Origin of the sequence: Acidiphilium sp. PM (assembly GCF_000219295.1) — a bacterium.
GTDB lineage: Bacteria > Pseudomonadota > Alphaproteobacteria > Acetobacterales > Acetobacteraceae > Acidiphilium > Acidiphilium multivorum.
Genome location: NZ_AFPR01000530.1, coordinates 1 through 15,704, shown reverse-complemented (window position 1 = coordinate 15,704; position 15,704 = coordinate 1). Strand labels below are relative to the sequence as shown.

At 57.0% G+C, this 15,704-nt stretch carries 7 protein-coding genes, 1 pseudogene and 1 other annotated feature; of the genes and pseudogenes, 5 read left to right on the top strand and 3 right to left on the bottom strand.

Features of this window, described 5'->3' with window-relative positions:
* The 4 genes and pseudogenes from APM_RS21750 to APM_RS17400 form a co-directional block, all read left to right on the top strand.
* Nucleotides 1-862, top strand: an 862-nt coding sequence (locus APM_RS21750; RefSeq protein ID WP_206740704.1) for a hypothetical protein, incomplete at its 5' end; no start/stop codon positions are given.
* A 2-nt stretch (nt 863-864) separates the two neighbouring features.
* On the top strand, nt 865-1,851 hold the full coding sequence (locus APM_RS20780) for a glycosyltransferase family 2 protein (protein WP_083818709.1): 987 nt from the start codon (nt 865-867) through the stop codon (nt 1,849-1,851).
* A 209-nt stretch (nt 1,852-2,060) separates the two neighbouring features.
* Nucleotides 2,061-3,212: an acyltransferase gene (locus tag APM_RS20775; RefSeq protein WP_007424708.1), complete on the top strand. Its 1,152-nt coding sequence runs from the start codon at nt 2,061-2,063 to the stop codon at nt 3,210-3,212.
* Nucleotides 3,213-3,287: 75 nt separating this feature from the next.
* Nucleotides 3,288-4,568: pseudogene (locus tag APM_RS17400) on the top strand (IS3 family transposase).
* Nucleotides 3,621-3,737, top strand: a sequence feature (AL1L pseudoknot). It overlaps the preceding pseudogene by 117 nt.
* Nucleotides 4,569-4,756: 188 nt before the next feature.
* Here APM_RS17400 and APM_RS17395 read toward each other — a convergent pair.
* Complete coding sequence (locus tag APM_RS17395; RefSeq protein WP_007424705.1) at nt 4,757-7,138, bottom strand: TonB-dependent receptor; 2,382 nt, start codon at nt 7,136-7,138, stop codon at nt 4,757-4,759.
* 449 nt (nt 7,139-7,587) lie between these two features.
* Complete coding sequence (locus tag APM_RS17390; RefSeq protein WP_241763198.1) at nt 7,588-7,905, bottom strand: cytochrome c; 318 nt, start codon at nt 7,903-7,905, stop codon at nt 7,588-7,590.
* Between the two features lie 1,437 nt (nt 7,906-9,342).
* Here APM_RS17390 and APM_RS17380 point away from each other — a divergent pair.
* Nucleotides 9,343-14,271, top strand: a complete 4,929-nt coding sequence (locus APM_RS17380) for an S-layer family protein (RefSeq protein WP_007424703.1) — start codon at nt 9,343-9,345, stop codon at nt 14,269-14,271.
* Between the two features lie 291 nt (nt 14,272-14,562).
* Here the strand turns inward: APM_RS17380 and APM_RS17375 are convergent, their stop codons facing one another.
* Nucleotides 14,563-15,369: a hypothetical protein gene (locus APM_RS17375; RefSeq protein WP_007424702.1), complete on the bottom strand. Its 807-nt coding sequence runs from the start codon at nt 15,367-15,369 to the stop codon at nt 14,563-14,565.
* Between the last annotated feature and the right edge of the window lie 335 nt (nt 15,370-15,704).

Below are 15,704 nucleotides of genomic sequence, written 5' to 3'. Positions count from 1 at the left end.
AAATTCAGTGCGGATGTTCGTATCCAAACATCAACTACACTTGATTGCAATGAAAACGAATCTTCCCTTTACACGAATATTTTCTGGCTCCTGGATGCATGGTAGAACAATTCAAGCAAAGACCGAGCGAATTGATTTTTCAAAATCAAGAGCGAATCAACGGCTTACACTCGGGGTGATCACGACCATTGATGCTTGGCCTGAAACCGTCGAACTATGCCAAGACATGGCAAGCCACATCTGCGAAGCCATCGTTGTTCTCGACACCGACGACTCAAATTTGGCTAAATACAAGGAAGCGCAGCTACAAGCAGCGCTTGATGACGGCATCAATTTGACGCGCGCCCGAGTTCTGGCACGAGAACTCGATAACAATTTTGCCGCTCAGCGAAATCATATTCAGAACGCCGCCAACACAGGTTGGGTAATTCAACTCGATAGCGACGAACGTCTTACTCCGTCAGCTAAGCGGCTTCTCTCCACCATCATCGACGATGCCGACCGTAACGGTTGGTCTGCAATTGCGTTGCCGCGTCGCAATCTTGTCGACGGCGTCCTCTCAGCTCTATACCCAGACATCCAGTATAGGCTGCTAAAAAAAAATATCCACTTCACACGATCAGTCCATGAATATCCCGATCTAGCAGGAAAATCGAGCTTCGTTTTTCTTTCTGCGGAAATACTACACAACATCGATGGCTCCCGCCTGAGCCGGCGCGAGGCCATATATGAGGGTATTCAACTGGGTGCCGGCAGACCACGCGATACGACGTTATTACGGACCACATTAGAGGTAGACGTTAAGTTACCAGAAATCGACGACGGGCATTTCTGCCTCTCCAACAGCATGAAAGCCCATTGACGATGCGGACCTTTCCTTCCGTAACTGCCGTCGTTCTTAACTGGAACAAATCTGTGGAGACTCTTACTTGCTTGCGATCCCTGGAGACACAGACCTGGACGAGACTAAAGTTGTTGGTGGTGGATAACGGCTCATCTCCCGAGCAACTTGAGCAATTATGCGCAGGTCTAGGCAGAGCAGAACTCATTCGCAACACGACGAATCTCGGCTTTACCGGCGGAGTCAATATAGGTTTAACACGCGCTGCAGCGGACGGAGCCGACTATATCTGGCTGGTCAACAACGACCTAATAGCGCCACCCCAAACACTGGAACAACTCGTATCTGCGGTAGAGGGCAAACCAGAGATCGGGCTAGTCAGCCCTGTGATCCGCAACGCAGACGCAGGAGATGAGATCGAGTTCTGCGGTGGTTTGTGGCGTGAAGACAACACATTTTCAACGACTTCCGATCTCAAAACGTACTTTAAATGGCAGGCAGAATACCCCGACAGAATCTGGCTGGTTGGTACCGCTTTGATGATGAGCAGGCATGTTTTTGAGACCGTCGGGCTATTTGATAGCCGATTTTTCGCTTATTGGGAAGATAACGACTATTCAATTCGAAGTATTACAAGCGGCTTTAATAATGTTGTTGTCGATAGCGCTGATGTATTTCATAGATCTGGAAATCAAAATGACAACCCCATATCGAAGCCACCCCATTATTATTATTATATTACAAGAAACGAAATTCTATTTCTAAAAAAATATGCTAGAATTGGCCTTACTCTTAAACTCACACTATGGGCATTGGATCGTCAACTCAGGCAGACGGAACGTCTTAAAGACCATCCCACGCTAGCGGAGGCAATACTTCTTGGCCTTTGGGACGGAATTTGCGGGCGAGTCGGTTCTTACGCGCCGGAGCGACAACTGTCCATGCTAGGACGTCTCGTGATCGGAACATGTCGCCGCATCGTCTTGTACACGTTTAAAAAATCACGATAGCTATTGAATGTATAGTTCACGAATTTTTTATACAATTTTAGCTGAAATGAGAAATCATGCCGATCATGATCGGCTAATTTTTTGTGTCAATCATCAATATTTGCCAGAACCCTCCATATATACTGAAATTGTATTGAAACTATTTAATCTATAAAACAGATACATATGACGTACAATGACAAATATTTCTGTATGGAATAAATCAAATTATGTCTATTAAAATATTGCCTAAGCCTCATCATGATTACATTGACTGTATCCGAGGATATGCCGTCCTGATGGTCATGACCAGTCATTATACCTACCTATTTCCGAATCTCCCCTATGCAGTACATAGAGTTTCTGTAATGGGGTGGTATGGTGTACAGCTATTTTTCATAACGAGTTGCTTAACGCTCCTTATGTCCTGGCATTATGAAGAAAAAACAAGAGGCCGAGCGGACCGGTTGTCATTTTTTATCCGTAGATTCTTCCGTATTGCGCCAGCATACTACATAGCAGGCATTCTTTATTTTTTCATAATTCCACCTAAAAATGGTTTTAATTTCACTCAAGCTCTTGCTACAATTACTTTTGTAAATACATGGCATCCATTGCTGACGCCGACAGTCAATGGCCGTTGGATCGTAGTTCCAGGCGGGTGGAGTATCGGAGTTGAATTCACTTTTTATATGTTATTTCCAATATTTGTACAATATATTCGCTCGCTGACGGCAGGAATTTATGTATTGATTATTACTTCGCTTATTGGAATTGCAATTAACCGCTGGGCCCTAGGTGTATTAAGCTTGGATTACTCTTATACGGCCGTGCATAATTTCTTGTTCTTCTGGTTTCCAAACCAAGCTAGTGTGTTCGTTTGTGGCGCAATTGTTTATTTTCTAATGCAAATGCCACGCTTAAATGAATTCGGACTCTGGCAGCCGATGATCACAGCAATAGCTGCCGTTGTCAGTTTCTTCTCGCTCGCATTTGTCCACTTAGGGAAATTTTTAGGTGCAGAGCCGATCGTGCCGGCTTCGTTGGCGGTGTGTCTGCCGCTCTGCGTTTTCGTGCTAGCTTTATCCCGGAGAAACTGTGGATTATTCGTGAACAGATACGCTGCGCAGATCGGAAGGGTTAGCTTCAGCGCATATCTTTTTCATTTTGCCGTATTGCGAGCTCTAGAGGCAACTCTTCCCAATAAATGGCTTCACGTCTCTGGGTTTCGGGCTATCGCTGCATTTTTGATGATATGGCCTATCGCAGCCTCGATGTCTTTTGCCGCAGCGTGGTGCTCTTATCACCTCGTCGAGCGACCCGGCATGGCTACCGGCAAGATGCTTATTCAGAGGATCAAACATCGACAAGCCGGCACTTGATGTCCTGCAGACCTCGAATCTGTCTGAACCACCCCGGGTTTGCCGGAGGCTCCAACTCCCAAATGGGATGGAGCCATGACGAGTCCGACGACGAACAAGTTTTCTGCTGAAGTCCGCGAGCGGGCGGTGCGAATGGTGCTGGAGCACGAGGGCGAACATCCGTCGCGCTGGGCGAAGCAGCCAAGGTTCCGCCTGCCTTGGCATGTGGAATGCTGCGGAGGGGGCGATGGTGTCGATAGCGGCGAAGTTTGGCTGCTCGCCGCATACGCTGCGTGAATGGGTGCAGAAGGCGGATCGCGACAGCGGCCGCTCGCCTGGTGTTCCGTCGGAAGTGTCGGCGAAGCTGAAGGCACTGGAACGCGAGAACCGCGAGCTTCGCCAGGCAAATGAGATCCTGCGCAAGGCGTCGGCCTATTTTGCCCAGGCGGAGCTCGACCGCCGGTTCAAGCCATGATCGCGTTCATCGATGATCATCGCGAGGCCTATGGGGTCGAGCCGATCTGCAGGGTGCTGCCGATCGCCCCATCGACCTACTACGAGCACGTAGCGAAGCGGGCCAACCGCGAGAGGCGGTCAGAACGTGCCCGGCGGGATGAGGCGCTTGAGGCGGATATCCGGCGCGTGTTCGCGGAGAATTTCGAGGTCTACGGTGCGCGCAAAGTCTGGCGGCAGTTGCGGCGGGAAGGACGCGTTGTTGCCCGCTGCACGGTGGAGCGGTTGATGCGGATCATCGGCCTGCAGGGCGTAATCCGCGGCAAGCCGGTCAGGACAACGATCAGCGACAGGGCGACACCCTGCCCACAGGACCGCGTCAACCGCCAGTTTCAGGCGCCGGCGCCAAACATGCTCTGGGTCTCCGACTTCACCTATGTCGCGACCTGGCAGGGCTTTGTGTATGTGGCGTTCGTCATCGATACATTCGCCCGGCGTATCGTCGGCTGGCGGGTAAGCCGCACGGCGCATGCCGGCTTCGTCCTCGATGCCCTGGAACAGGCTCTTCACGACAGACGCCCAGTGCGTAGCGGCGGCCTCGTCCATCATAGCGACCGGGGCAGCCAGTATGTCTCGATCAAATACACCGAACGCCTGATGGAGGCTGGCATCGAACCATCCGTCGGAAGCGTCGGCGATAGCTATGACAACGCGCTCGCCGAAACCATCAACGGCCTTTACAAGACCGAGGTCATCCGTCGTCGCGGACCGTGGAAATCGTTGGAGGCCGTCGAGTTCGCAACCCTCGAATGGGTCGACTGGTTCAACCACCGACGCCTTCTCGAGCCGATCGGCAACATCCCGCCAGCCGAGGCCGAACAACGATATTTCGCCGCTATCGACCAGATGAAGTTCGCCGCTTAGCTTAACCCAAATGGCCTCCGGCAAACCCGCGGCGGTTCACTACGCTTTCCGCAGCAAATCCAACCGGAACTAGCAACGTCGGACGATGACCTCGCCTATCTTTGATGGCTTTCCCGATTCCAGCGCAATCCAAACAGCCAATTCCATCAAAAATGAGTCAGAGCCAAAATCCGACGCCGATTGACAGATCAGAACTTCGCAGTCAGCGCTGCGATGAACTGGCGCGGCGCGCCCGGCTGCACCAGGATCGCGTTCGCGGTATTTGCTCCAGCGGCATTGGTGCCGAAATACCCACCGGACGTAATATAACCGTTGTCGTTGTATTTCGTATCAAAGACATTGTTGATGTTGAAGGAGAGTTCGAGAACCTTCACCGCGTGCGACAGGCTCTGCGGCACCGGAATGTTCGCCGCGATCGACAGGTTGGCGACGTTGAATCCCGGCAGCTTGCGCGACGAGACGTTGTTGGTGTTGTTATTGAAGTAGTGCTGCGCGCCGGTGTACTGGTCGAGGAAGCCGAGTGTGACCAGCGTCGAGCCGATGAAGGTGCGGTAGTTCAGGCCGAAATTGAGCAGGATGTTCGGGTTATAGGCGATCGGCTCGTTATGATAGACGACGTTGCCGGTTTCGTATTGCAGATACTTGTTGTTGTCGAAGCTTGCATTGACGAAGGCGCGCCAGTGGAAGTTCGGCTCGACAGAAGCGTCGAGCTGCACGCCCTGCAGACGCGCATTCGCCGCGGCCAGCGAGGAATTGACGATGTTCGCGTGATAGATCGCGATCGCTTCGTTGGTCAGCGTATCGTTGAAATAGTTCAGGTTCAGCGTCGCGTGATGCAGGTAGGGCACATGGTCGCTGAACAGCTTGAGGCCGATCTCATAATCCCGCGCCTGGGTCGGCTTCAGGAACGACAGATTGGGCGAGGTCGACTGGTTGGCGCCGAACGCATTGTCCGTCGGGTTCTGGTAGGAGAGCGCCATGCTGCCGTAGAGCGCGGCCCACGGCACCGGCTCGTAGCGCAGCCCGATCGAGGGCTCGGCGCGGACAAAGGTCTTCGAGGCATCCGCGGCACCTACGGCATTCGTGCCGCCGATCGGCAAGTCGTTGTGGAAATCGGTATGATACGAAACCTCGGCAATGCCCGGCGTGATCGAAAAACCCCGGAAGGGGTGGATCGTGTCCTGAAGGAAGCCGTTGGCGTAGGTGGTGTAGAGGGTGAACTGCTGGATGCTGGCGGGATTCGCCTGCGTAGAGCCGCCGACGCCGAGATCGTTGTAGCCGCGATAGGGCGAGAAATACCGCTCGTAGATGACATAGCCGCCGAACTTGATGTCGTTATATGGCAGATGATAGTCGAAGAAGAGATTGTCGCCATATTGGTTGGTGGTCGGATAATAGTATTCGGCATTGGTCGCATTCGGCACATAGGCGGCACCGGACAGCGGGGAATTCGTGCCGTAATTGTTGATGCGGTAATGAACGCGATGCCCCCAGCGATACCAGATATTGTTGTGGAACGTCATGTTCTTCGACAGGGCAACCGACATCTTGCTGTAGAGGATCGTGTCGCGCACCTGCAACTGCTTGAACCAGATATCCGGTGTGCCGGTGCCGTAAAAGCCCGAGGTCTGTTGGCTGAACAGTGGCGAACCGGAATAGCCTGTTACCGTGACACCGGGGATCGGCGTCAGCGGAATGAAGTTCGGCCGCGGCGCGTATTCGACGTTGTTGTCGTTATAGACGGCGAAACTTAGCGAGCCGTTGGCGAAATCCTTGACCAACTTGGCATAGATCGCGTGCGACTGCGCCGGCCAGGAATAGTGCCCGACCGAAGTGCCGCCCCAGTAGCTCTTGGCGCCCGCGTAGCCGCCGGCAATAACGCCGCTCCAACCGTCATATTCACCGGTGTCGAAGATGAAATGAAGATTTTCGGTCTGCTGGCTGCCATAGGCGATGCCGACCTGGTAATGCGGGTGCTTGGTCGGCTGCACGGGAACGTAGTTGATCGTGCCGCCGACCGAGTCGAACCAGCGGGAGTCGGGATTGCCCGGCCCGTAGATGATATTGATGCCGCTGAATAGCTGGGTAATCGGGATTTCGTTTGAATCCCACTGGCCATTATGGGAAATCGTGTTGTTCATCGGAATGCCGTCGAACAGCACGGTAAGTCCGTTGCGTTCGGCGTCGCCATTTGTCGATGACCAGCCGACCTTGGAGCCGCGTAGCTGAATCTGATAGCGGGCGGTGTCGGAATTGCCGCCATAGCCGCGGATCTGCACGCCCGGCGCCGCCGACAACACACCGGCCGAACTGGTCGAGGGACCGAGCGCTTGGATGTCCTGGCGGCTGACCACGGCCTCGGACTGCGAGGACTTGAAGATCTTTTTCTTGGTGAGCTTGACGCTCGATTTTCCGAGATGAGTGTAGTAATCCGATGTCGCGGTCGCCGAGACCTGTCCGGCGCTGACGGTCTGCGCGGAGGCCCGTGGCAGGATGACAGCCAGACTCGCGCCAGCAAGCAGCAGGGTGCGCAATGTCGACCTTGCTGATTCGGAACGAACATATTTCATGATCAGACCTTCTCCCAGTTTGACGCAATGGCGGCAGCACCTCAGGCATCAGAGGCAGGCTGCGTTCGAATCTCGGTGGGGAGGTAGTCTTCGAGTTACAGTCTGTCACGTTATGTTTTGAAGTCAACGCGAACACGGTGACATCATTTTGAAATATTCGATTGCGATTTAGTCAGTCGAATGCGAGCCGGCGGATCGGGTTACCAGATCGATTTACACATTTTCTGAATAGGCCTGTCCGAGTGCCGAGGCGGGGCGTTCCGTCGCGTATGATGTGCGGCAAGGAGTTGCGTGGAGCGGCCGCCGTCAATGAGATGCGAGGTCAGCGTCTCATCGGCGGCGGACGCGGCGCGGACGCCCGGAGGCGTCAGGCCAGATGGCTGGTCTTCGCCCGTAGGTGCAGGCGAGCGCCTCCCGGCCGGTATAGCCCGCGACCGCCCCGGCCGGCCTCAGGCGTGAAGGGTCTTGAGAAAGGCAATGATGTCGAGTGCCTGCGCGCGCGACAATCGGCCCTTCCAGGCAGGCATTGGCCGATCGAGTCGGTCGCCATCCTCGTCGCGGGCATCGAGGATGGCGCGGACCAGAAGTTTCGTGCTGTGATGATAGGTATTTTCAAGCCCCGGCGCTTGCAGATCGGCCGAGACGGCCTTGCCGAAATGCAAGCCGCCGGCGCCATTGGCACGGTGGCATCCGCTGCAATGGGACACATACAACGCCTTTCCAGCGCTGACGCTGTTGGCATCCGCAAGACTTCCTCCGGCGAGCACGATCGAGAATGCAATTCCGGACAATACACGTTTCAGCATTTCAGACTCCAGTGTATTGAATAGCCATGACTTGGCGCGGCGAGATTCCGGGATCTGCAGGCGACGTCTGACTTGCCGAAATACCAGTTAACCGCGTACGTTTTCGTATCCGTAACAACGTCCTTCGAGTCAACCTGCCCGCGTGGGAAACGATCGGGCGATGATCATACGTAACTCACCGGAAGTCCTGGTGAATTCAGCGGCGACGGTTCAGTGCTCAATTTTCTTCGGAGACCCTTCAGAGAAATTTCACGGAATTGACTTTGTTATCGAATCCCACACGTAGGGCGCGGCGATGCCGACGACATCGGCGCAGAGCTTGCTTTCCGTGTCACGCGCGGGATTGGGTTCGCTGAACGGATCTTGACCCTGCGTTTAGCCGGGACATCCATGTAGGCAAGAAAATTGTCTTCACGTCCATCGAGACGGAAGGCAGAACAAACGTTGTGTTATATATACGAAATGTCACGGGTGACTTTTGGGTTCCCGAACCGACGCGTGAGAGATTCATGGGAGGTTGGCATGAGAGGAGCCGACCGTTGCACGCCAAGATATTTTCTACGGTATGGAACCGGAGCGCTGGCCGAAACCATCGCTTGTGCGGCTTGACAACATGACGCGCCGGCGCGTGCATTTGCGCCATATTGCGGACCCGCTTAGTCCGAGAGATCGTAGATGCATGCAGCCGATGGCGGTGCGGGTTACGGCTGGCGAATATGATCTGCCGCATCATCTCGCCGTCGAATACGATGCAGATCTTCTAACCCGCCAAGGAGAGCCGCCGGTTCGCCTGGCGGATGCGGAACTACCGCCTCAGCGGGGGATTTCGGGCGCCAGGATTTCTGGCTCATCGTGACGACGACGGGGTGCAGTTGAGCCGGAAATCCACCCTTGTCCAATTCGAATCAATTGTCCTATGGATCCTGACGCCGGACAGTGGCAATGCCAGCCTGCTGGCGTATAACTTACTGAAATCGCTAGTCATCATGAAATTCACTGTCCGGGTTGGGCCAAGGTGGCATCGGAACGGCTCCACCTCATCCCGCGGCAATGTCCGCTTCGGCATCATCCGTTTCTCCTGCATCCAGGTCACGATCGGTTCGGGGATTTTACATGTTTTTGAGACCAAGACGGCCTCCCCTCGCGAATGCTGATACGTGCGGAAACCAAAAATCGACGAACAACAGACAAAGTCGCATTTTTTTTACAAGTGACGAGGCGGCATCAACATCTGTTCGATTTGAATCATAAATATACCCATGACTCATCCTATGGGATATTTAGATTGTCGTGCTAATCATTTGTTAAGAATAGTCTAGATATTTTCGGGGCGCTTTCCGGCAAAACGCCTGATCCGGTAATGCCTATCCTCATTCCGCTCTGATATCGGAAGGTCCCATGTCGTCAAGCCTCACTCCTCCGGGTAACATCGTTGCTCCTGCGGTCGCATCGGCCACCGCTCCGGGCCAGATTGTCGGTTTCATCCTTCAGAATACCGGCACAACAACTCTCGCCGCGCAGCCCGTTACGCTCAACGAAGTCTTCGCGCCTGGAGCGGTTCCGCAGGGTTCCGGTCTGACGGTGACGATCGGCGGCGTGACCTATCCGGCCCAGCTTGACGCCAAGACATTCAACCCGGACGGGTCGGTCGCCAGCGGGATTGTCACCATCAATGCGCCCGCCATTGCCGCCGGAACCTCCGTTTCCGCGATGCTGAACCTGGCGCCAGCCAACGCGGCGCCGGCGGTCAATCTTGCCTCGGCTCTCGCGAACTACAGTCTGACGGCGGCCCTCAACATCACGGCCAACCAAGGCGGCAACACCGGTTCGCAAACCATTGACATCGCGGGGGCAATTCGTAGCGCGCTCGCCGCCGGCACCGTACAGACCTGGCTCTCCGGCCCGCTGGCGAGCGAAGCGATCGTGAGCATACCGGTTACCGGTTCCCTGCGCATCGAAGCCGATGTGACCGCCTATGCCAATGGCCAGGTCAGCACGACCCTGCAATTCAACAACGACGCCGCGATGCAGGCGAATGGCGGCACGATTACCTATAGCGCCACCATCGTCCAGAACGGTGTCACCGTTGCGCAGGAATCGAATCTGACGCAATACCAATACCAGGATTGGAGCCTCGCCACCGGCACCACCCCGTCTGCAACGGGCCTGAACGTCCAGCACGACATTGCCTATCTCGAAGCCACCGGCGCCATCCCGAATTACGACACGCAATACGGTGTTCCGAGCAACAACATAGCGAGTGAGGCCGCCGCGGTCGCCGCGCCTGGCTGGAATGCCCCGCTCGGCACCGACGGTATCACGCAATACATGCCAATGACGGGCGGTCGTGCCGATATCGGGCCGACCACCCAGGGGAACGCGACGTGGCTGATCACCCAAAACGGCGCCGCGGCTTCATTCGCGCTGGGTCAGGCTATGGAAGCCGGGTCTGTGCCCTGGCATTTCTACGATCCGACGAACAACGGCACGTTCCTCAATACCGCCGACTACGCCACTATCTGGACGGATGGGCGCGGCGGCCCGTCATCCTATACTACCGGTCTTACCCAGCAGGTCAGCCCCAATACCGGCTGGACCCCTGACCCGTCCCATATGCCGGATCTCAATTATGTCAGCTACATGCTGACCGGCAATGTCCAGGCGCTCGAGCAACTCAATGCGCAGGCATCTTTCGCAATCGCAAACTTTTGGCCCGTCCCACGCAATAACGGACAAGCTATAGTTGTTAGTACCGGAAACCAGGTTCGTGGCTCTGCGTGGAGCTTGCGCACAATCCAAGAAGCCGCCTACGCCAATCCTACAGGCTCTGCAGACAAGGCCTATTTTACTTCGGTAACCAATGCAAACTACAGCTATCTGGTGTCCCAGATCTCCCAGCTGACTACCGCAGAGGGTCAAGCGTACGGCTATCTACCGGGAACCTATGGTTATAATGGCGTAACACTGCCACCCTGGCAGGAGGACTATTTTGCCAGCACTGTTATCCAAGGCGCTGAGATGGGTAACGGAAATGCCCTTACGTTCCTGAAATGGGAGTCAAATTTCCTCGTCGGCCGGTTTTTCGCGCAAAGTCAGGGCTTCGCACCTCAGGACGGGATCGCCTACAATCTTTCTGTCGGTCCTCAAACCGGGAACCTTTCAGGTGGCCCTTACTACCAGACTTGGTCACAAATCGAGCAGGCGACGCAAGCCAACGGTCTGTCGAATATTGGCACAAATTGGGCGCAAAGTAACGGTGATTACGGCGCCCTGGCAATGCAGACGCTCGCGGGCATCATCACTGTCAGTGTCAAGAACCCGGCAGTTATGGGAAACTACCAATACGAAGCCATGCAGGCATTCGGCTGGCTTCTCAATAGTGGCGCCCCTTATACCACGCCCGCTTCCATCGCTGCTGGTAATACGCAGTTCCTGATCGATCCCCGCCTTGCGAATGGTCAGCTGCTTTCCTTCGCCAACATGGTCTTCGGCAAGGACGGCGCGAGCGGAGCCACCGCCCTCACACCCATCGATGCGACGACGAATGCCCTGCTCTACGCGGGCGGCGGTGCCGACACACTGATCGGTGGCTCCGGCATCAACCTGCTTTTCGGCGGCGCCGGGAACGATGTCATTTTCGGTGGCCCGAACGGCAACGATATCTTCGCGGGCGCCGGCAACGATACGATCATCGCAGGTGGGGGGGCGACCTACATCAAGGCGAGCAGCACAGCGCAGCTCACCGCCGGCACCGGGCAGGATCTGTTTGTCCTGAATGCGGCGGCAGCCGGCGCCGTCACGATTGCCGGCTTCAACCCTGCCGTTGACAAGGTTGACATCGTCAACGCGAACGGCACGGCGCTGACCGCAACACAGATTTCCGCAATCGAGGCGACGGCCGTCACGGTCAGCGGTGGCATTCGGTATACCGTTTCGCCCAATGAAACGCTTTTCGTTGCCAACGAGACGGTTCCCAGCGGCGCCTGGTTCAACGAGCAGAATCAGACGATCACGCCGTCGGCTTCGCTGATCGGCGCGGCGCAAGCGTACAACACGGCACCTCCCACGGCATCGACGGGCGGCAGCGCCGGCTCCTCAAGTCAGCCAACGCCCGCCGCGCCGAGCACGCCCATGTCGATCGTCACTTCGGGTTCGGCACAAACCGTCCTTGGTGGGAACGGCGGTTCGATCGCCGATACGGTCAGCAGCACCGCGATCAACGTCCAGCAACTCGGACAGTCCGATTTCCTCACCGTCGCGGGTTCGAACGACACGATCAACGGAGTGGGCGGGGCCAGCAGTTTTCCAACCTATGGCAACGTCACCATGTCTGGGATGAATGATCAGATGTCGGTCACCGGCGGCGTGGTGAATGCGGCCGGCAAGGGCGATTCTATCGTATCTTCCAACACTTTTGGCTACTTGACGATCAACGAGACGGGAACCGGCGATTACGTTTCGGCGACCAGCTACGCCACCGTCAGTGTCGGCGGTTCAGGCAATACCGCTGTGCTGGATCTCAAGGCGGGTGCCCCGGGGGCTGTCAGCGCCACGGTCGGCGGCTCGAACGATACGGTGAGTGCGACGGTCTATTCGCCCATCCTCGTCACCGGGGCGGGCAACCTGATCAACGCCAGCGGAAATGCCGCCGTCACCGTTGCCTCAGCTTCCGGTGCCGCGGCAGACACCGTCGTCGCCACCAGTTTCAACACCATCACCACGCAGACGGGCAACGACGTGATCTCCGTCTCCGCCAGCGGCGACGTGACACCGACCATAATCACCGAGAACGGCGCAAGCAGTACGGTTATTCTTGGCATGAACGCTTCGGCCTCCATATCCGGTTCCGGCAGTGCCACCGTTGTCGTTCAGCCCCTGGCGCAACAGATGGCGACCGTTTACGGGTTCAATCCGGCGACGGATCAGATCTCCCTGGCGGGTGCCGGCGGCACGGCGCCCACAACCACCCAGATCGACGCGCTTCTCAAGACGGCCACCGTCACCGGATCGACGGCAACATTCGATCTCGGGAGCGGGGCGACACTCACGCTGAGAGATCTCTCGTCCACGCCGCAAGCAAGCTGGTTTGTCGCGGCCACTCCCTTGTCGGCACCGCCTCCGCCAACCGCCCCACCGCCCCCGCTGTCGGAGACGATCACTGGCGGCGACAATTTGCCCGCCTCAGATACACACAGCGGTGCCGCGATCAACGTCCAGCAACTCGGACAATCCGATTTCCTGACCGTCACGGGTTCGAACGACACGATCAACGGAGTGGGCGGGGCCAACAGTTTTCCAACCTATGGCAACGTCACCATGACCGGGACGAATGACCAGATGTCGGTCACCGGGGGTGTGGTGACGGCGGCGGGTAAGGGCGATTCTGTGGTATCTTCCAATACTTTTGGCTACCTGATGATCAACGAGACGGGAACCGGCGATTACGTTTCGGCGACCAGCTACGCCACCGTCAGTGTCGGCGGCTCAGGCAATACCGCGATGCTGGACATCAAGGCGGGAGCACCCGGAGCCATCGGCGCCACGGTCGGCGGCTCGAACGATACGGTGAGTGCGACGGTCTATTCGCCCATCCTCGTCACCGGGGCGGGCAACCTGATCAACGCCAGCGGCGAGGCCGCCGTCACCGTTGCCGCAGCTTCCGGTGCCGCGGCAGACACCATCGTCGCCACCGGGTTCGACGTCATCACGACGCAGACGGGCAATAGCGTGATTTCCATCCCGGGCGGATCCTGGAATTCAACCATCAACGACATCGGCGGGAATGACACGATCTTCGCCGGGAGCCCCTCTCCTGGCGGAAGCAACGGGCTTGCCATCAACGGCGGCCGCGGGACGCTGTTTATCAACGACCTGGCAAGCGGCCGACAAATCGTCATGACCGGGGGCGAAGGTGCGGTTACAGCAATGGGTGCTGATAACGGCAGCGTGTTCATCGGCGGGACCACGGGCAACAACTACCTCGCGGCCAGCGGCAACAGCACGCTGGTTGGCAATGGCACCAGCAACACCATCGTTGGCGGCTCCGGCGATGAAATGCTTGTCGCCAGCACCGTCAGCGGCGCAAGCAATATCTTCCAACTCAACAGCCAGATGGCCAATGCCACGACCACGATTGCCGGGTTCGGCGCAACGGGAACTCTCGACTCGATCACGCTGAAGTCGGGGCTGTCGATCAGCCAAACTGAAACAACCTCGGCCGGCGGCACACTACTCACTCTGAACGACGGCAGCAGGGTCCTGATCAGCCAGTTTACCAATGCGCTTCACAGCGCGGTGACCAACACCGGTACCGTTCTAACGGGATGAGTGATAACCGCTCGCATGATTGAGCGGAACAACAAGACTCGCCGCCGCATCGTCCGGAATCATGCAGACGACGCGGCGGCCCTGTTCGGTGTGTGGCCGGCATCACGGGCGGAACGTCTGAACCGCACCCGACCTCTGTCGCCGCCCTCGCATCCCAGGCACCCCGGCGCCCGTCGCAGCCGGCGCTCTTGAGCATCATCTGATCAGATGGAGTCATCTGATCAGATAAAGATGCTCTGTTTATCAATGTGGTAGAACACTACATCCGATCCGGATGGATCGGAAAGTGCTCTATTTCAGCCTCTCGGCGATCACCAGCCAGCCGCGCGGCTCGCGGACGATATCCTCGAGCTTCGGCAGCGCCACCGAGCCCAGCGCGAATTCCTTCCAGATGACTTCGAGGATACGCAGCGCCGGCCCCTTGCCCTGTCCGCGGCCGACCACCGTCTCCAGAAACGCGAACCAGTGCAGCCCCTGGGCGAGAACGATCGTGTCCTGTCCAAACCAGGAATCCAGCGTCGGCCCCGCCCAGGCGATGGCCGAGTCGACGAAGAACCCGACAAGCCCTTCGGTGGTCAACTTGGTCGTGGCCGTCATCGCACTCATGCCGGTGGCGTACATCTTCTGCCGGATGATCGCGGTCAGCCGCGCCTCAAGGCTACCCGCCGGCACCGCCTTCTGCGCCACCTCATAGGAGAACCACCCCGCATAGACGACCGGCTTCGCCCGGCGCGAGGGCGGCACCAACTGCTCGAACAGCGCGTTGAGCCGGTACCAGACCAGCCCTTTCGCCCCCGTCTGCACGAGGCTGGTGATGCCGACGATGTCCATCATCGACACGCCCATGGTCGCGCCAATCACCAGCGGCTTCATCGCAGAGAAATAGTCCGCCGTCCTCGGCGAGGGGCCGTCATGGCCGTTCTGTTCGAAGAACGGATTGTCGATGGCGGGATTCTCCGGGTCCGCGGTGATCAGGTCGAACACCCCGGCGAGGAAATTGCCGCTGCCCGTGTGGACAGCCTTCACCCCTTCGCTGACGGCGCCCAGCTTCACCTTGGAAGGGATGAAGGAAACAGCCTTGCCAACAACTCCTGACATCCAGACTCTCCGTTTATACCCATGCGTCATTCATGAACCGGCATCGATCGGCCGACAAGACGAATTCGGGAGCAAAACGACCGGTGCCGCAAAGATCGTTAAAACACAACTTCCAGGTCCAACACCTACCGCCCCACACCCGCGTCAAGCGCGTCGCACGCTCCCTCATTCGGCACCAAGGTCCCCGCCCACGACGATGCCCACGCAATCCGCGAGTGCGAAGCGGTCGTTGCGATCTAATCGGGATTTGACACAGCAGAAAGTGTTCGCGGTCACACAACCGATGCGGAGAAAAAGCGATTGCCCACCCCCGCCCCTCCATGGTCTTCTGCGCC